Origin of the sequence: Variovorax sp. OV084 (assembly GCF_900111625.1) — a bacterium.
Lineage (GTDB): Bacteria > Pseudomonadota > Gammaproteobacteria > Burkholderiales > Burkholderiaceae_C > Variovorax.
The window spans coordinates 948,865-966,748 of the sequence record NZ_FOII01000001.1 but is presented as its reverse complement, the minus strand read 5'-3'; the positions used below and the strand labels follow the sequence as shown (position 1 = coordinate 966,748).

The following is a 17,884-nucleotide window of genomic DNA, read 5'->3' as shown; positions in this document are numbered from 1 at the left end:
AGGAAAAAGAAAACGGCCCCGAAGGGCCGTCGCAACTTCAACCGTTGTTGTTGGTAAAGCGCTGATGCGCGCGAGGCCCCATCGAACCGGGCAATCCGCCCTTGAACATGCTGTTGATGGTTTTCATCTGGCGGCGTGCGGCGGTTTCACCGTCGATGGCGCTCAACGCCATCATCACGTCCTGCCGCAGGTACCAGAGGGCTTCGACATCGGCCGCAAAGCGCACGCGCTGGCTCACGCGCTGCACCGAGTGGCCGCCATGGCCCTGGAGCACCGACAGCATCGCCATGCGAATGCGCCCCAGCTGACTTTCCGTCGCCTGGCGGGATCCGAAGCCGGGTACGTTCAGCAGACGAAGAATGCGGCGGAAGAGCATGGGGACGAAAAGCGTATTGCCGGAAGCCAGAACGGCCGCTACCTTAAGCCTCAGTTAACCATTTCACAAGATCTGAAACGGTGTTTCTTGTTTGTAAACAACACGCTTTACTTAGCGTATTTAACAGACGTTGTATTTTGTAATCCAAAGTACTACAAATTGAGGAATGCCCCTCTTGCATCTGCTCCGTTGCCCGCGGCGTATACCTATATGGTCAACACGATAGGTGCGAAGACCGTTTCTCCCGTGCGTAAATGAACGTATGCCCTGAGCATTTACAACCTGCGATAGAAATCGAGAATCACAACAGTATGGGTGTCAATTCCACAGTCGTATTCGCGGACTTGACGGGGAGCACCAGGGTCTTCGAGGCCATGGGGAATGCTCGAGCCACCGAGACCGTGACGCGGCTGACGCAATGGATCGGCGGCGTGTGCCAGGCGCACGGCGGACGGGTGGTGAAGTCGCTCGGAGACGGTGTGTTCGCCATCTTCACCAGCGGCGCCGCCGCCACGCACGCGGTCGTCGAGCTGCAGCGCTATCACCAGAAGCGCCTGCTCGCATGGCCGGCGCCGTTGCGCATGGCGCTGCAGATCGGCGTGGCCAGCGGCGAGGTGGTCGAGGTCGAGGGCGATTGCTACGGCGACGCCGTCAACCTGGCCTCGCGCCTGAGCGACCTGGCCGGCCCCGGCCAGATCTGGGTGACCGACGCCGTCATTTCCCAATTGCGCGAAGGCGCGGTGCAGCACCGCGACCTGGGCCTCATCAACATCCGGGGTCGAAGCGAGATGTCGGTCGTGCACCGGATCGACTGGCAGGAGGAGGTGACGAGCTTCCTCACCGTGCCCGCCGCGCTCGCCCCGTTGCGCATGCCGGATTCTTCCTTCGGCCAGATCGAGCTGGCCTGGCTCGACGTGCGGTCGATGTTCCGCACCGAAGAGCTCCCGATTCATCTGGGTCGCGTCGACGACGCGCAGTTCGTGGTCAACGACCCCCGCGTCTCGCGGCTGCATGCGCGCATCGAGTTGCGGCAGGGCAGTTGCGTGCTGATCGACGTCAGCACCTATGGCACCTGGGTGCGCTTCCATGGCAATGGCGGGCCGAGCACCGAGATTGCCCTGCGGCGCGAAGAGTGCGTGCTGCACGGCCGCGGTGAAATCGGCCTGGGCGCGCCGCTCAGCGATTTCAGCGCGCCGACCATCGCCTTCAACACGAACAGCGGCGACGTGATGTTGTCGCGTCGCGAAATCGCGGGTTGAGCGTTGGTTGCAATGCACCGCGCGGCAGTGACGTTTGGCAACCAGCCTTCGCGGTGACGGGTGCACCACGGGTACACGTCGGGCGTTGCGTATCAACCTGGGCGCTGTCCGCCCTTGGCCTTGGAGCCTCAGTGAACTTCAAACATCAATCTTCTGTTTTCAAGTGGGCCGCAATCGGTGCCGTCGTTGCCGGTGCATTGCTGGCGGCGGGTGCCGCCAACGCGCGCGGAAGCTGGTCAGTGCAGATCGGCACGCCCGGCTATGTCGCCGGCGGCTACCCGGCGCCGTACTACGCACCCCCGCCGGTCTATCCGTATCCGGCCCCCATCTATTACGAGCCACCTCCGCCGGTCTACTACCGGCCGCCGCCACCGGTGTACTACCGCCCGGCGCCCATCTACAGCCCGCCGCCCGGCCGCATCTACTACGGCCCCGGCTATCCCTATCGTCCGCCGAACGGCTGGGACGACGAGCGCGACTGACGACTGGCACTGTCACCTGAATGTTTGCTGAAACATTGGCATGCGTGCTGGCATGCCAATTTTGTTTCAAGGGGTGACTAAAAAGTCACATTGGCACACATTTATGTGGTGACTTCGCCAGTTTTAGACACCCGTCCAGCTGTTTTTCACAGGGCATGCCGCTTGCCTTGATTGCTCGACCGGCGTTGATGCGCCGCAGGAGCGAGGAACATGGTGGAACAGTTCGAGGCCGGCTGCGCAAGCCCGGTCGACGAGGTGATGCGCGTTACTGCGCCGCCTGCGTATGCAGCAACAAGAACGACGGCGGCAATCGATGAAACAACGCGGCCCCTGAAGGCCGCGGCTGCGTTCTCCATCGCGGCGGCACTGGCCGCATGCGGTGGTGGCGGAGGAGGAGGCGGCTCTTCCGGTGGCTTCGGCTTCCCCATCGGCGGCAGCCCCAATCCGGGCGAGCAGCCCGACACCGGCCCCTATCACTACACCCAGGCGCAGAACGACGCGGAGGCCGCGCGCTTCCTGTTGCAAGCGCAGTTCTCGGCCTCGGACGCAGAGGTCGCCGCAGTGCGCGCCAAGGGCTACATGCCGTGGCTCAGCGAGCAGTTCAGCGCGACGCGCGAGCCCACGGCCTGGGAATGGGTCAACGGCAAGACCTACGGCACCGTCGACACCGACGCGATGATCTGGCGCCAGCTCATGGTCGCAGCCGACCCGGTGCGCAAGCGCATGGCACTGGCCCTCAGCGAAATCTTCGTGGTCTCGGGCACCGAGATCGGGTCGAGCTGGCCCACCGCCATGATGGCCCAGTACTGGGACACACTGGCCAACGGCGTCACCGGCAACTTCCGCCAGCTGCTGGAAGACGTCTCGCTCAACCCCGCGATGGGCTTCTACCTCAACACCCGCGGCAACCGCAAGGAAGACGCCTCGGGCCGGCAGCCCGACGAGAACTACGCGCGCGAAGTCATGCAGCTCATGACCATCGGCCTGTACCAGCTCGAAGCCGACGGCACGGTGAAGACCGGCGCCGACGGCCAGCCGCTCGAAACCTACGTGCAGAGCGACGTGTCGAACCTCGCGCGCGTCTTCACCGGCTACGACCTCGACATCCGCTCCGCGGAGCGCAACGCCTTTCTTCCGCCCGCTGCAAGCAGCCGCATCGAGACCAACGCCTGGACCACGCGCCCCATGGCGTATACGGCGGGTAATCACTCGATGCTCGAAGCGCGCTTCCTCGGCGCCGCCGTGCCCGCCGGCACACCCGGTCCGGCGGCATTGAAGATCGCGCTCGACACGCTTTTCAACCACCCGAACGTCGGTCCCTTCATCGGTCGCCAGCTCATCCAGCGGCTGGTTACCAGCAACCCCAGCGCGGCCTACGTCAAGCGCGTGGCCGACATCTTCGCCAACAACGGCGCGGGCGTGCGCGGCGACATGAAGAGCGTATTTGCGGCTGTGCTGCTCGACGACGAGGCACGCGGCCCCACCGGTCTTTCCGACCCGAACTTCGGCCACCTGCGCGAACCTATGCTGCGGCTCGTGCAATGGGGCCGCACCTTCGGCATCGGCTCGGCGCAAGACACCTGGGCGATCGGCAACACCTCCGACACGAGCCAGAGCCTGGGCCAGTGTCCGCTGCGCTCGCCCTCGGTGTTCAACTTCTTCCGGCCCGGCTACGTGCCGCCCTCTACCGCCATCGCCAGCAACAAGCTGGTGGCGCCCGAGTTCCAACTGGTCAACGAGACCAGCGTGGGCGGCTACCTCAATTTCATGCAGGGCATTCTGCAGAACGGCTTCAACAGCAAGGACGTGGTGGCGAACTACGCGGCCGAGAAGACGCTGGTGACCGATCCCGCCGCGCTGGTGCGGCGGCTCAACCTGCTGCTCACGGGCAACCAGCTGTCGGCCGCCACCGTGGCGTTGATCACCGACGCGCTGACCAAGGCGCCGCTGCTGAACCCCACCACCGACGCCCGCAAGCTCGACCTCATCTGCGCCGGCGTGCTGCTGGTGATGGGCTCGCCCGAATACCTTGTCCAGAAGTAATAAAGAAGAAGCCGGAGCGAACCGACCATGCACCTGATAAATCCTGCCCAGCATTCGCGCCGCGCCTTCCTGCGCCGCACGGGCCAGCTCGCGATGGCCGGCACCGCGCTGCCGTTCGCGCTCAACCTCGCCGCCATGGGTGAAGCCGCTGCGCAGGCCGCGCCCGGTGACGACTACAAGGCGCTGGTCTGCGTCTTCCTGTTCGGCGGCAACGACTACGCCAACACCCTCGTCAACTACGACGCCGACAGCTACGCGAAGTACAGCGCCATCCGCGGCGCGATCGCGCTGCCGTCCGATGCCGCGCTCGCGGCCACCGAGCTCAAGCCCGCCGTCTCGCTAGCCAACGGACGCAAGTACGCGCTGAACCCGGCGATGACCAAGCTCGCGACGCTGTTCGACGAGGGCAGGATGGCAGTGCAGCTCAACGTCGGCCCGCTGGTCAAGCCACTCACGCGCGCGCAGTTCAACAGCTCCAACCGCAAGGACTTCCCGATTCCGTCCAAGCTGTTCTCGCACAACGACCAGCAGTCGATCTGGCAGTCGTCCTCGCCCGAGGGCTCCACCATCGGCTGGGGCGGTAACCTCGGCGACCTGATGCTGGCCGGGCAGCGCAATGCGTCGCTCTTCACCTGCGTCTCGGTGGCGGGCAACGCGGTGTTCCTGTCGGGCGACGAGGCGCTGCAGTACCAGGTTGGCACGCGCGGCGCGGTGCGCATCAACAGCGTGAGCAGCGCCACGGGCAACGTCTACGGCTCGTCGGCGGTCAAGGCGGCCATGCAGCAGCTGGCGCAGCAGGCGCGCAGTCACACGCTGGAGAACGAATACAACAAGGTCACGCTGCGCGCGGTCGAGGCGGAAGGCAAGATCACCGCCGCCATCCAGCCCGACGACCTGAACGGCAACTTTCCCACCGGCAACAACCTGGCCGACCAGCTCAAGATGGTGGCCCGCCTCATTCGAGGGCGCGTCTCGCTGGGCGTGAAGCGCCAGGTGTTCTTCGTTTCCATGGGCGGCTACGACCTGCACGACGACCTCGACACGAAGCAGGGCGGCCTGATGCTGCGGCTGTCCGAGGCCATGTTTGCCTTCCAGCGGCAGATGAAAGCTCTGGACATCGACGACAAGGTGACGGCCTTCACCGCCTCCGACTTCGGCCGCACGCTTTCGAGCAACGGCAATGGTTCCGACCACGGCTGGGGCAGCCATCACTTCGTGGTCGGCGGTGTCAATGCCGTGAAGGGCAAGGCGTTCTACGGCACGCCACCGCCGGTGAGCATCGGCAACACTGCCGCCGACGACGACCAGTGGCACGTCGGCCAGGGCCGGCTGCTGCCGACCACCTCGGTCGACCAATACGCGGCCACGCTGGCCAAGTGGTTCGGCGTGCCTGACGCGGACCTCAACGGCATCCTGCCCAACCTGAAGAATTTCAACAACGTGACTGCGCCGAGTGGCATCAGCTATCCGCGCGATATGGGGTTCATGACATGAACGCAATGAGCAGCATGGCCGCCATCGGCGGCCTCAACGGCATGGAAGGTGGGGCCAGCGTGAACTTCAGCGCGGACCCTCCCGAGGCGCCCGCACTGGCGCGCAGCAAGGCCGTGACGCACGTGCGCCCCTTCACCAGCGTCGAGGCCGCCATCGCGGCACTGGAATCGCTGGACCGCGAGCTCAAGAAGTTCGAGCTCGCGGTGGCCGACAGCCTGCAGGATTACCTCGGCGTGCAGATGGCGCAGATCACCGACTGCGCGCTCGCACGCGGCTGGGAGCCGGTCAGCTTCTTGCAGAAGGACGGATTCCGCGTGTACCGCTACGAGGCCATGCGCAGCTACAAGGGGCGCAGCAAGAGGCGCTGAGTTTCCGGAGGCCGCAACGCCTCCACGACGAGCATCAAGGCTGGCGAAGCGCGTCGGCCGGCATAGTAGGCGTGATACCCGTCAAAGGTTGCCGCCCAATCGTCGAGTACCGGCACCAGCCGGCCTGCCTCGATGTGTTTCTCGACGAGGTCGGAGGGCAGCCATGCCAGCCCGTGCCCGGACAGCGCTGCGGCGACGATCAGCTCGCTCGAGTTGAAGACGAGCCGGCCCGTGACGTGCGCGTTGACGCCTTTCCGGCGCCGCGTGAATTCCCATTTCAGAAGGCCGCCGTGGGATGCCAGGCGCAATCCGATGCAGTCGTGCAGGGTCAGATCCTGCGGGGTAGACGGCCGGGGGTGGCGCGAGAAGTAGTCGGGGCTGCCCACCACGGTCATGCGCATGTCGGGCGCGATGCGTACGGCGATCATGTCCTTGGCCACGTCGCCGCCCAGTCGCACGCCGATGTCGAAGCGCTCGGCAACGATGTCGGTGAAGCGGTTGTCGCCGCTGATCTCCACCTTGATGTCGGGGTACAGGGGCAGCCATGGTTGAAGCCTGGGCCAGATCAAGGTTCGCATCGAGTGTTCGGTCGCCGTGATGCGGACCATGCCGGCGGGCTTGCCGCGCATCTCGCCCAGAACGGCGAGTTCTGCTTCGATGTCCTCGAAACGCGGGCCGACGGCTTGGTACAGGCGTTCGCCCGCTTCCGTGGGCGCGACGCTGCGCGTGGTCCGGTTGAGCAGCTTCAGGTCGAGGCGGCGCTCCAGCGCGCGGACGGTCTGGCTGAGCGCGGACTGCGTCACCCCAAGCTGGGCCGCCGCGCGCGTGAAACTGCCTGCGCGCACCACGGCTGCAAAACTGGCCAAGTCGTCGAAGCGTGCCATTGATTAGCCTGTCTTCTAGGTACATGTCGATCCAGCAGTCTAGTCATTGGCAAGCAGGCTGCCTAAAGTTCTTGTGATCGGTTAGCGACAAGGACACACACCATGAAAACACGTCAACTGGGCCGCGGCGGCCTCAACGTTTCGGCCCTCGGTCTCGGCTGCATGGGCCTGAGCTTCGGCTATGGGCCGGCGACCGGCACGGCCGAAGCGGTCAAGCTCATCCGCGCGGGCTTCGAACGCGGGATCACGTTTTTCGACACGGCGGAAGTCTATGGGCCCTTCGTCAACGAAAGCGTGGTCGGGGAAGCGCTGGAACCTGTGCGTGACCAGGTCGTGATCGCGACCAAGTTCGGGTTTCGCGAGGGTGACGCCGGCAAGGGCCTCGACAGCCGGCCGGAACGGATCCGGCAGGTGGCCGACGAGGCGCTGAAGCGCCTGCGCACCGACCGCATCGATCTGTTCTATCAGCACCGTGTCGATCCGCAGGTTCCGATGGAAGACGTGGCGGGCGCCGTGAAAGACCTGATCCGCGAAGGCAAGGTGAAGCACTTCGGTCTTTCCGAGGCCGGCGTCGACAGCATTCGCCGCGCGCACGCGGTTCAGCCGATCGCCGCCCTTCAGAGCGAATATTCCCTGTGGTGGCGCGAGCCGGAGAAAGAGATTCTTCCGCTGCTGGAGGAACTGGGCATCGGCTTTGTGCCATTCAGTCCGCTCGGAAAGGGTTTCCTGACGGGAGCGATCGACGCGCAGACATCGTTCGGCGCGACAGATTTCCGCAGCACAGTGCCTCGTTTTGCACCGCAGGCGCGCCAGGCGAATCGCGCCCTGGTCGATGTTCTGGCGGAGATCGCCGCGCGCAAGCAGGTCACGCCTGCCCAGCTTGCACTTGCCTGGCTGCTCGCCCAAAAGCCGTGGATCGTGCCGATTCCCGGCACGACGAAGTTGCTCCGCCTCGAGGAAAACGCCGGCGCCGCCTCTGTCGTGTTGTTGCCGGAAGACCTGAAGGAAATCGAGGCGGCCGTCTCGGGTGTTCAGGTTCACGGCGACCGCTATTCGGCGGATCGACAAAAGCTCGTCGGCCGCTGAGCGATGACGACTGACGCCGAGCAAAAGGAATTGATCATGACCCAAGTAGTTGTTGTCATCGGAGCTGGGTCCATCGGCCAGGCCATCGCCCGCCGTGTCAGCGCGGGCAAGCACGTTCTGCTCGCCGACTTGCGGCAGGAGGGGGCCGACGCAGCGGCCAAGGTGCTCGCGGATGCCGGCTTCGAAGTGAGCACGGCAGTCGTGGACGTGTCTTCGCGCGCCTCGGTCCATGCGCTCGTGGAGACGGCCACCGCGCTTGGCAGCGTCACCGGCCTGATCCACGCTGCGGGCGTTTCTCCTTCGCAGGCATCGCCGGCCGCGATCCTCAAGGTCGACCTGTACGGCACCGCGCTCGTCCTGGAAGAGTTCGGCAACGTTGTCGCGGAAGGCGGCGCTGGCGTCGTCATCGCGTCGCAGTCAGGACACCGCTTGCCGGCGTTGAGCCCTGAACAGAATGCGGCTCTCGCGACGACGCCGACAGAAGACTTGCTTGCGCTGCCGATGCTTCAGCCCGAGCAGGTGAAAGACTCCCTGCACGCGTACCAACTTTCCAAGCGCGGAAATTCCCTGCGGGTCATGGCGGAGGCCGTGCGATGGGGCAAGCGTGGCGCCCGGGTGAACACCATCAGCCCCGGCATCATCTTCACGCCGCTCGCAAGAGACGAACTGACAGGCCCTCGCGGCGAAGGCTACCGGCGCATGATCGAAGCGTCGTCCGCCAAGCGCGGTGGCACGCCGGACGAGGTCGGTACCGTCGGCGCGCTGCTGCTGGGGCCGGACGGCGGCTTCATCACCGGCAGCGACTTCCTCATGGACGGCGGCGTCACCGCGGCCTACTGGTACGGAGAGCTCGCTCCGGCGAAGTGACTCGCCAGGCTCAGGTCTGTGCCAGGATTCGCCCCAGCTCGTCGATGTCGATCGGCTTCTGCAGATGGTGGTCGAACAGCCCCTCGGCCGCCTTGCCGCCCGCATCCTGCGCCGAGAAACCCGAGATCGCGACCAGCAGCTTCGGCGTGCCTTCCGCCGTGCTCGCGCGCAGCCGGCGTGCTACTTCGGTGCCCGGAAGGTCGGGCAGCGTGAGGTCGATCAGCGCGGCGTCGAAGCTTTCGGCCGCTGCCGCGTCGAGCGCCTGCTGAGCGGTGTAGGTACAGCGCGCGGTGTGGTCGTGCAGGCTCAGCAGCTCCTGCAGCAGATCGGCCGCGGCCTTGTTGTCGTCGACGATCAGCACGTTCACAGAGGTGTCTCCTTTTGGGTGTCGGCCGGGGGCGCCGGTGGTTGCAGCGGCAGGTCGACCACGAATCGCGAGCCTTCGCCCGGTGCGCTTTCCACGCCGATCTGCCCGCCGTGCAGGGTCACGATCTTGCGCGTGATGTAGAGCCCGAGGCCCAGCCCCGCGGCGTGCTTGCGGCTGTCGTCGGTGCGCTCGAACTGCTCGAAGATGCGGCCCTGGTCTTCGGGCGCAATGCCTATGCCCTGGTCGCGTACGGCCACCTGCGCGGTGTTTCCCACTTGCTGCACGACCATCTCGACCGGCTTGCCGCCGCCGTAGCGCAGCGCGTTGGTCAGCAGGTTGGTCAGCACCTGTTCGATGCGGAACTCGTCCCATTCGCCGCGCAGTTCGGCCGGCGCCGCGAGCGTGATGACCGAGCCCGCGGCCTCGGCCTGGTGCCGCAGGCTCTCGACCACCGCCTGCGCCAGCGTCGCGAGGTCCACCGGTGTGGTCTTGATCGACAGCGCGTCGCGCCGCATGCGGGTGACGTCGAGCATGTCGTCGATCAGCCGCACCATGTTGCGGATCTGCCGCTGGTCGCGCTCGATCATCGTGGGTAGCCGCTCGGGCGTGAAGTTGGCGAGGTTGCCTTTCGACAGATGCAGCTGCCGCAGCTGCGCTTCGAGGTAGAGCGTGTTGAGCGGCGTGCGCAGCTCGTGCGACACCATCGACATGAAGTCGTCGCGCATGCGCACGGCGCGTTCCAGCTCGTGCTGCGTCTGCTGCAGCTGCTGCACCAGCTCTTCCTGTTTCTTGTGCGCAGCCGCGAGCGATTCCATTTCGTGGCGCAGCGCCTTGCGGTGCTGGTACAGGTCGACGAACACGTTCACCTTGCTGACCACCGCGTGCGGATCGAGCGGCTTGTGCAGGAAGTCGACCGCGCCGCTCTCGTAGCCCTGGAAGGCGTAGTTCAGCTCGCGCCCGGCGGCGCTTACGAAGATGATGGGAATGTGCCGCGTGCGCTCGGTGCCGCGCATCAGCTCGGCCAGCTCGAAGCCGTTCATGCCCGGCATCTGCACGTCGACGATGGCGAGCGCGAATTCATGCTCCAGCAGCAGCGTCAGCGCCGCATCGGCCGAGTCGGCCCGGTACACGAGGCGCCCCGGGGCGCGGATCAGCGCCTCCAGTGCCAGCAGGTTCTCCGGCAGGTCATCGACGATCAGCAGCTTGCTTTCGATGTCAATGTTCATGGGCGGCCTCCAACTGGAGCAGCAGCGTGCGCAGTTCGCGCAGGGGGAGCACGTAGTCGGGAATGTGGCGCGCAATGGCGGCTTGGGGCATGGTTGGAATAAGAGCTTCTTTCGGTTCCTGGACGGCGGTGAGTCCGCCGGCCAGATGAATGCGGTGCAGGCCTTCGGCGCCGTCGTCGTTCGCGCCGGTCAGCAAGAAGCCGGCAAGGGCGGGGCCGTAGACGTCTGCGGCCGAGCCCATCAGCACGTCGATGGACGGCCGCGAGAACAGCACCGGCGGCTCGCAGCTCAGCGAGAAGGTGCGCTCGCGCTCGATCGACAGGTGGTAGCCGGGCGGCGCGAAGTACAGGCTGCCGGCCGCCAGCGGCATCTTGTCGTTGGCCTCGTGCACCGGGATCGGCAGTCGCTGCGCGAAGATCTCGGCGAGATGGCTCTCGTGATCCCCGGGCAGGTGCAGCACCACGGCCATCGGAATGTGCCAGCCTGCGGGCAGGTCGTGCAGCAGCGTGGAGAGCGCATCGATGCCGCCGGCTGAGGCGCCCAGCACCACGGCGTCGACGCGCTTGCGAACGGGGGGGCGAAGGTGGCGCTGCATGTGGCCCGTCATGCGGCCTTCTTGCGGTAGATGCGCTCGACGCGCGCGTGCGTGTCGAAGCGGTCGGAGTAGCCCGAAAAGTCGATGCTCTCCTTCGAGCCCAACCCGAGAAAACCGCGGTGCGACAGCGACTCGTGGAACAGGCCCAGCGCCCGGTCCTGCAGCTCCCGGTTGAAGTAGATCAGCACGTTGCGGCACGACACCAGCTGCGTTTCCGCGAACACGCTGTCGGTTGCCAGGCTGTGGTCGGCAAAGATCACGCCGGCGCACAGCGAGGGGTCGAAGCGCGCGGCGTCGTAGGCGGCGGTGTAGTAGTCGGAGAACTCGCCGCGTCCGCCCGCGCGCTGGTAGTTGGTGGTGTAGCCGCGGATCGCTTCCAGCGGAAAGATGCCCTGGCGCGCCTTCTCCAGCGAGGCGGGGTTGATGTCGGTGGCGTAGATCTGCGTGCGCGCGAGCAGGCCCTCTTCGCGCAGCAGGATGGCCAGCGAGAACACTTCCTCGCCCGTGCTGCAGCCCGCCACCCACACCTTGACGGACGGGTAGGTGTGAAGAATCGGCACCACATGCTGGCGCAAGGCCAGAAAGTAGGCCGGGTCGCGGAACATCTCGCTCACCGGGATCGTCAGGAACTGCAGCAGCTGGCCGAACAGCGACGGGTCGCGCAGCACCCGCTCCTGCAGCGCCGAGATGCTCGGCAGCCCGAGCTGGTCGAGCGCGTGCAGCACGCGGCGCTTCTGCGAGGCCACCGTGTAGTCGCGGAAGTCGTAGCTGTACTTGAGGTAGATCGCCTCCATCAGCAGGCGCAGCTCGATCTCCGTGTCGCTCAGCGGATGCAGCGGCGGCATATGCGTGGCGGTCTTCGAGGTGCCGTGGCGTGTTGTCACAGGCGCTCCATCTTCGGCATCCACACCCGCAGCAGCGAGAACAGGCGCTCCAGGTCCACAGGCTTGGCAAGGTAGTCGTTGGCGCCGGCGGCAAGGCATTGCTCGCGGTCGTCCTTGGTGGCCTTGGCGGTGATGGCGATTACTGGCATCTTCTCGAAGCGCGGGTCGCCGCGCAGGCGGCGCGTGGCTTCCAGGCCATCCATCTCCGGCATCATCACGTCCATCAGCACGAGGTCGATCTCGCTCACCTGGTCGAGCCGCTCCAGCGCCTCGCGGCCGTTGCGGCCGATCTCCACGATGGCGCCGCGCTGCTCCAGCGCGCTGGTCAGCGCGAAGATGTTGCGCACGTCGTCGTCCACCAGCAGGATGGTGCGGCCCTCGAAGATGCGGTCGCGTCCGCGCGCCGTCTTCAGCATGCCCCGGCGCTCGCTCGAAAGCTCGGCCTCCACCTTGTGCAGGAACAGCGTCACTTCGTCGAGCAGGCGTTCGGGCGAGCGCGCGCCCTTGATGATGATCGAGCGCGAGTAGCGCTGCAGCTCGGCTTCTTCGTCGCGCGTGAGGTTGCGCCCGGTGTAGACGATGACCGGCGGGAACGACACGATTTCTTCCGCCGCCATGGCCTTGAGCAGCTCGCTGCCCTGCATGTCGGGCAGCTTCAGGTCGGTGATCATGCAGTCGAACACGCGGGTGCGCAGCAGCTCCAGCGCTTCTTCGCCGGAGCCGACGGCAACGATCTCGATGTCGTCGTCGCCGATCAGCCTGATGACGCTCTCGCGCTGCAGCTCGTCGTCTTCCACCAGCAGCACGACCTTGACCTTCTGCGTGAGCTTTTCCTCCAGCCGGCCGAACACCTTCATCAGCTCGTCGCGCGTGGCCGGCTTCAGCGCATAGCCGATTGCGCCCATCTGCAGCGCCGCACCCTGTACGCCTTCGGCGGCGGACACCACGTGGATCGGAATGTGGCGCGTGTGCGGCGAATCCTTCAGCCGCTGCAGCACGTCGAGGCCGGTGCTGTCGGGCAGGCGCATGTCGAGCAGGATCGCGTCGGGCAGGAACTGCGTGGCCAGTTCGAAGCCATCGGCCGCGCCGTGCGCCACCAGGCAGCGGTAGCCCAGCTCGTGCGCCAGGTCGTAGAGGATGTGCGCGAACTGCGGCTCGTCCTCGATCACGAGCACGCGGCGCACCTGGTCGCGCGGGATGGAGCGGTCGTCGGCGAACTGCGGTGCGGGCACCGGGGCAGGGGGCTTCGGCGCCAGCGAGGCTACGGATGGCGCCTGCGCGGGCCGGGGCGTGTAGACCGCCGATGGCTGAAGCGCTGCCGGCGAAGCCTGTGGTGCCTTTGCCGGAAGTTGCAGGACGAAGGTGCTGCCCTGGCCCGGCTCGCTCTGCACCGTGAGCGTGCCGCCCAGCAGCTGCGTGAGGTCGCGCGAGATCGACAGGCCCAGCCCGGTGCCGCCGTAACGTCGGCTGGTCGTGCCGTCGGCCTGGCGGAAGGCTTCGAAGATCAGCTCGTGCTGCTGCGGATCGATGCCGATGCCCGAGTCGGACACCGCGAAGGTGGCGCCGCCATCAGCGGCCGGCGAGACCGTCAGCGCCACTTCGCCGCGCTCGGTGAACTTGATCGCGTTCGACAGCAGGTTCTTCAGGATCTGCTCGACCCGCTGCCGGTCGGTGACCAGCGAGGCCGGTGCATCGGGCCGCACTTCGAGCTTGAAGCTCAGGTTCTTCTGCATCGCAAGCGGACTGAACGTGCTCTCCAGGCTGCGGCCCAGCTTGGCGAGCGTGACGTCTTCGGGCACCACTTCGAGCTTGCCGGCCTCGACCTTCGCGATGTCGAGGATGTCGTTGATCAGCACCAGCAGATCGTTGCCCGACGAGTAGATCGACTCCGCGAACTTCACCTGCTCCGGGGAGAGATTGCCCTGCGGGTTGTCGCCCAGCAGCTTGGCGAGGATGAGCGCGCTGTTGAGCGGCGTGCGCAGCTCGTGCGACATGTTGGCGAGAAATTCCGACTTGTAGCGGCTTGCGCGCTGCAGTTCGTCGGCGCGGTCTTCGAGGTCGCGCTGCACGCGGCGCAGCGCGGTGTTGCGCTGGTCCAGTGCCTCGGTGCGTTCGGAGAGCTGGCTGTTGGTCTGCTCCAGTTCGGCCTGCTGGTTCTCCAGCATGGCCTGCGAGGCGCGCAGGGCGCGCGACTGTTCTTCCAGTTCTTCATTGGCGGTGCGCAGCTCTTCCTGCTGCACCTGCAGTTCCTCGTTGAGCTGCTGGGTTTCGCCGAGCACCTCCTGCAGCTGCTCGCGGTAGCGAGCCGCCGCCAGCGAGGTGCCGATGTCGTCGGCCACCAGGTCGATCAACTGGCTGCCGCGGTCGTCCAGCGCGCCTGGCAGGCCAAGCTCGACCACGCCGTTGACCATGCCGCTGCTTGCAACGGGTACCAGCAGCACGGCCTTGGGCGCCATCTCGCCAAGGCCCGAGTTGACCTTCAGGTAGTCGGCATCGACCGGGTCGATCAGCATGCGCCGGCGCTCGGCAGCCGCCTGGCCCACCAGGCTTTCGGTAGGGGAGAAAACCTGCGGCGTGGCCTCGGCCGCGCTCGAAAAGCCGTAGCTCGCCGCCCGGCGCAGCGGGCCATGGCGCTCACGCACGTACATGGCGCCAACCGAGGCGCCCAGGTAGCGCGAGAAGAACGCGAGCACCTTGCGGCCCATGTCCGGCGCGCTGAGTTCGCCGACCAGCTCGCCCACCAGCCCGGTCTGCGCGTTGCGCAACCAGGCCTCGTGAGCGAGCCGTTCGGCGTGCGCAGCTTGTTCCTTCAGCACCACGTCGTAGCTGTCGGACAGCAGCACCAGCTGGCGCCGCCCGAAGTAGGCCATCAACCCGGTGAAGCTCAAGGTGAACAGCAGGAACAGCCCGACGACCCACCAGGCAGTGCTGTTGGCCGCGTTGTTGCGCTGGAAGCGCAGGGCCTGCTCGGTCTCCATGAAGGCGGTGAACTCGGCGCGCATGTCGTCCATCAGCCGCTTTTCGTCGCCGAGGCGCATGGCGGTTTGCGTGCCGCTGCTGGCGTCGCGCGCGGCAATCATGCCGTTGGCAAATTCGAGCCAGGCTGTCTGCAGCGTGGCGAGGCGATCGATGCGCTCCACCTGCTGGGGGTTGTCCGACACAAGGTTGCGCAGCCCGACGGTATCGCCCTTGAGGCGGGTCAGGGCGCTTTGATAGGGCTCCAGAAAGCTCCGCTCACCGGTGATCAGGAAGCCGCGCACGCCGGTTTCCATGTCGATGGTGCGGCGCTGCAACTCGCTGGCGGCGCGGGTGACACGGTCGGTGTGCTCGACCCAGCCGATGGTGTTGAGCAGGAACAGGATCAACCCCACGAACACCACGGCACCGAACACACCGCCGATCAGGGGCAGCTTGATGTTCCGGCTGAGCAGGCGCTCGAAGTCGTCAGGGTCGATCGCGGTGGGAGTGTTCATCGGTCGCAGTTGTAGGCAAAACTTGTCAAGTTTTGTCGATAAATCGAAGACGCCCTGTCGGAGAAGGCCCCGTCACGGTCTTGATGCGGATAGGGAAACCGCAAGCGGCGTATTGGCGTGGCTATACTGTAAATTCATACAGCATTCCCAGATGGGCTCCGAACCCTCCAACCCGCAGGATGCGGCCTCCATGATCGCGCATGTAGTTTCCGTCAAGGCCCTGTGCGCTTTCGGCGCGAAGGCGGGCGACCTCGACCTGCGCTTCGTGCCCGCACCCAGCGCGCTCGAAGGCATGGCCGGGCACGCGATGGTGCAGCACCGGCGTGATCCCGAGCACTACGCCTGCGAGGTCGGGCTCGAAGCCACCTGCGGCGCGGTCCGCGTGCGCGGCCGGGCCGACGGCTACGAGGCCCGCGCATCCCGCGTCGAAGAAATCAAGACCTTCCGCGGCGATTTCGACGCCATCCGCGGCAACCACCGCGCACTGCACTGGGCGCAGGCCCGCACCTACGGCTGGATGCTGTGCGAACTCAACGGCCACGAAGAGATGACCGTGGCGCTGGTGTACCTCGACCTGGCCACCGGCGACGAAACCGTGCTCGAAGAGCACCACACCCGCGAAGCGCTGCGGGAGCACTTCGAGCAGCTGTGTGGCCGCTACAGCGCCTGGGCGCACAGCGAAGCCGGCCACCGCGCTGCGCTCGCCGCCACGCTAGGCCAGCTCGAGTTTCCGCACCGCGCCTTTCGCACCGGCCAGCGCGAACTGGCCGAAGCCGTCTACCGCGCAGCCGTGGGCGGCCGTTGCCTGATGACGCAGGCGCCCACCGGCATCGGCAAGACGCTGGCCACCATCTTCCCGCTGCTCAAGGCCCGCGCGGCACGCAAGATCGACAAGCTTTTCTTCCTCACCGCCAAGACCTCCGGCCGGCCGGTGGCGCTCGACGCGCTTCGCGTGCTCGACAAGGGCAGGGGACAGGGTCGCCTGCGCGTGCTCGAACTCGCGGCCCGCGAGAAGGTCTGCGAATACCCCGACCGCGCCTGTCACGGCGACGCCTGCCCGCTCGCCAGGGGCTTCTACGACCGCCTGCCCGCCGCGCGCGAGCAGGCCGCGCAGGTGGCGTGGCTCGACCGCGAAGCGCTGCGCAACATCGCGCTTGCGCACGAGGTGTGTCCCTATTTCCTCGCGCAGGAAATGGCGCACTGGGCCGATGCCATCGTCGGCGACTACAACTACTACTTCGACAGCAGCGCCTTCCTCTACGCCACCATGCGCGACGCCGACTGGCGCGTGGCCGTGCTGGTGGACGAGGCCCACAACCTGCTGGAGCGCTCGCGCGGCATGTACACCGCGCAACTCGAAGGCGCGGCGCTCGAAGAGGCGCATCGCGTGGCGCCCGCCGCATTGCGCGGCCCGCTGGCCCGGCTGTTCCGCGAATGGGATACGGTGCAGCAGTCGCAGGTGGCCGACTACGAAACCGCCGACGAAATTCCGGAACGTTTCCTGCGAACCCTGCAGGCATCCAACACCGCCATGGCCGAGTATTTCGCGGCCACGCCCGATGCCTCGCAGGGGCCGCTGCAGCGCTTCTTCTTCGACGCACTGCACTTCGCCCGGCTGGCCGAGGCCTTCGGTGACCACTCGGTGTTCGAGCGCACGCTAGGGGCCACGCAGCAGGATCGGAGCCTGGCCATTCGCAATCTCGTGCCTGCGCCGTTCCTCGAAGCGCGCTTCGGCGATGCGGTGTCGGTCACGTGCTTCTCGGGCACGCTGTCGCCTTTCGAGTTCTATCGCGATGCGCTGGGGCTGCCGGAAGACACCGCGCTGCTCGATGTGGCCTCGCCCTTCGACAGCCATCAATTGCGCGTCGAAGTGGCGATGCATGTGTCGACGCGCTTTCGCGACCGCGCGGGGTCGCTGCGCAACGTGGCCGACATCATCGGCGCGCAGTTCGAGCGCCTGCCGGGCAACTACCTGGCCTTCTTCAGCAGCTTCGACTACCTCGAAAAAGCCTGCGCTGCGTTCTCGCAGCGACACCCCGGCGTACCCGTGTGGACGCAGACGCGCGGCATGCGCGAGGCCGACCGCCACGGCTTCATCGCACGATTCGAGGAGGGCGGGCAGGGCATCGGCTTCGCGGTGCTCGGCGGCGCGTTCGGCGAGGGCATCGACCTGCCGGGCAGCCGGCTGATCGGCGCCTTCGTCGCCAGCCTGGGCCTGCCGCAATACAACGAACTCAACGAGATCACGCGCGAGCGCATGCAGACGCGCTTCGGCAAGGGCTACGAGTACACCTATCTCTACCCCGGCCTGCAGAAGGTGGTGCAGGCGGCCGGCCGCGTGATCCGCACCGAGGAAGACCGCGGCGTGCTGCACCTGCTCGACGACCGCTTCGCGCGCGCCGAGATCCGCGAACTGCTGCCGCGCTGGTGGCATGTGCAACTGGCCGGGGGCAACGAAGATGCGCTCCGCTAGACGCATC

15 protein-coding genes are annotated in these 17,884 nt (G+C 66.4%); 8 read left to right on the top strand and 7 right to left on the bottom strand.

All coding sequences use genetic code 11. From position 1 onward, the window contains the following. Positions 1-37: 37 nt before the first annotated feature. A complete protein-coding gene (locus tag BMW87_RS04665) occupies positions 38-376 on the bottom strand; it encodes a hypothetical protein (protein WP_093074531.1) in 339 nt (112 codons plus the stop codon). A 311-nt stretch (positions 377-687) separates the two neighbouring features. Between BMW87_RS04665 and BMW87_RS04660 the strand changes: the two genes are divergently transcribed. The 5 genes from BMW87_RS04660 (at position 688) to BMW87_RS04640 (ending at position 6,022) form a co-directional block, all read left to right on the top strand. After that, positions 688-1,635 (top strand): adenylate/guanylate cyclase domain-containing protein, encoded by a 948-nt coding sequence (locus BMW87_RS04660; protein ID WP_093054831.1) that lies wholly within the window; start codon positions 688-690, stop codon positions 1,633-1,635. A 131-nt stretch (positions 1,636-1,766) separates the two neighbouring features. Then, positions 1,767-2,117, top strand: a complete 351-nt coding sequence (locus tag BMW87_RS04655) for a hypothetical protein (RefSeq protein WP_093054833.1) — start codon at positions 1,767-1,769, stop codon at positions 2,115-2,117. 210 nt (positions 2,118-2,327) lie between these two features. After that, entirely contained in the window at positions 2,328-4,160 is a 1,833-nt protein-coding gene (locus BMW87_RS04650; RefSeq protein ID WP_093074530.1) for a DUF1800 domain-containing protein, read from the top strand. A gap of 27 nt (positions 4,161-4,187) precedes the next feature. Continuing rightward, complete coding sequence (locus BMW87_RS04645; protein WP_093074528.1) at positions 4,188-5,654, top strand: DUF1501 domain-containing protein; 1,467 nt, start codon at positions 4,188-4,190, stop codon at positions 5,652-5,654. A 5-nt stretch (positions 5,655-5,659) separates the two neighbouring features. After that, entirely contained in the window at positions 5,660-6,022 is a 363-nt protein-coding gene (locus BMW87_RS04640) for a hypothetical protein (RefSeq protein WP_256216662.1), read from the top strand. Here BMW87_RS04640 and BMW87_RS04635 read toward each other — a convergent pair. Further along, on the bottom strand, positions 5,995-6,906 hold the full coding sequence (locus BMW87_RS04635; protein ID WP_093074526.1) for a LysR family transcriptional regulator: 912 nt from the start codon (positions 6,904-6,906) through the stop codon (positions 5,995-5,997). The two genes, BMW87_RS04640 and BMW87_RS04635, sit on opposite strands and share 28 nt — an antisense overlap. Positions 6,907-7,008: 102 nt before the next feature. Between BMW87_RS04635 and BMW87_RS04630 the strand changes: the two genes are divergently transcribed. Beyond that, positions 7,009-7,992: an aldo/keto reductase gene (locus BMW87_RS04630; RefSeq protein ID WP_093074524.1), complete on the top strand. Its 984-nt coding sequence runs from the start codon at positions 7,009-7,011 to the stop codon at positions 7,990-7,992. A gap of 36 nt (positions 7,993-8,028) precedes the next feature. After that, positions 8,029-8,859, top strand: a complete 831-nt coding sequence (locus tag BMW87_RS04625; protein ID WP_093074522.1) for an SDR family oxidoreductase — start codon at positions 8,029-8,031, stop codon at positions 8,857-8,859. Positions 8,860-8,869: 10 nt separating this feature from the next. On the opposite strand, the gene BMW87_RS04620 is transcribed toward BMW87_RS04625, so the two are convergent. From BMW87_RS04620 to BMW87_RS04600, 5 genes are read right to left on the bottom strand one after another with little or no spacing between them, the layout of a single operon-like run. Continuing rightward, a complete protein-coding gene (locus BMW87_RS04620; RefSeq protein ID WP_093074520.1) occupies positions 8,870-9,226 on the bottom strand; it encodes a response regulator in 357 nt (118 codons plus the stop codon). Further along, a complete protein-coding gene (locus BMW87_RS04615) occupies positions 9,223-10,452 on the bottom strand; it encodes a hybrid sensor histidine kinase/response regulator (protein ID WP_093074518.1) in 1,230 nt (409 codons plus the stop codon). The genes BMW87_RS04620 and BMW87_RS04615 overlap by 4 nt, the downstream gene beginning before the upstream one ends. Further along, positions 10,442-11,059 (bottom strand): chemotaxis protein CheB, encoded by a 618-nt coding sequence (locus tag BMW87_RS04610; protein ID WP_256216661.1) that lies wholly within the window; start codon positions 11,057-11,059, stop codon positions 10,442-10,444. Before BMW87_RS04610 ends, BMW87_RS04615 begins: the two co-directional genes overlap by 11 nt. Then, positions 11,056-11,892, bottom strand: coding sequence for a CheR family methyltransferase (locus BMW87_RS04605; RefSeq protein WP_093075227.1), 837 nt, complete (start codon positions 11,890-11,892; stop codon positions 11,056-11,058). The genes BMW87_RS04610 and BMW87_RS04605 overlap by 4 nt, the downstream gene beginning before the upstream one ends. A 35-nt stretch (positions 11,893-11,927) precedes the next feature. Continuing rightward, complete coding sequence (locus BMW87_RS04600; RefSeq protein ID WP_093074516.1) at positions 11,928-15,404, bottom strand: response regulator; 3,477 nt, start codon at positions 15,402-15,404, stop codon at positions 11,928-11,930. 151 nt (positions 15,405-15,555) lie between these two features. Between BMW87_RS04600 and BMW87_RS04595 the strand changes: the two genes are divergently transcribed. Further along, positions 15,556-17,877: an ATP-dependent DNA helicase gene (locus BMW87_RS04595; protein ID WP_093074514.1), complete on the top strand. Its 2,322-nt coding sequence runs from the start codon at positions 15,556-15,558 to the stop codon at positions 17,875-17,877. Positions 17,878-17,884 lie beyond the last annotated feature (7 nt).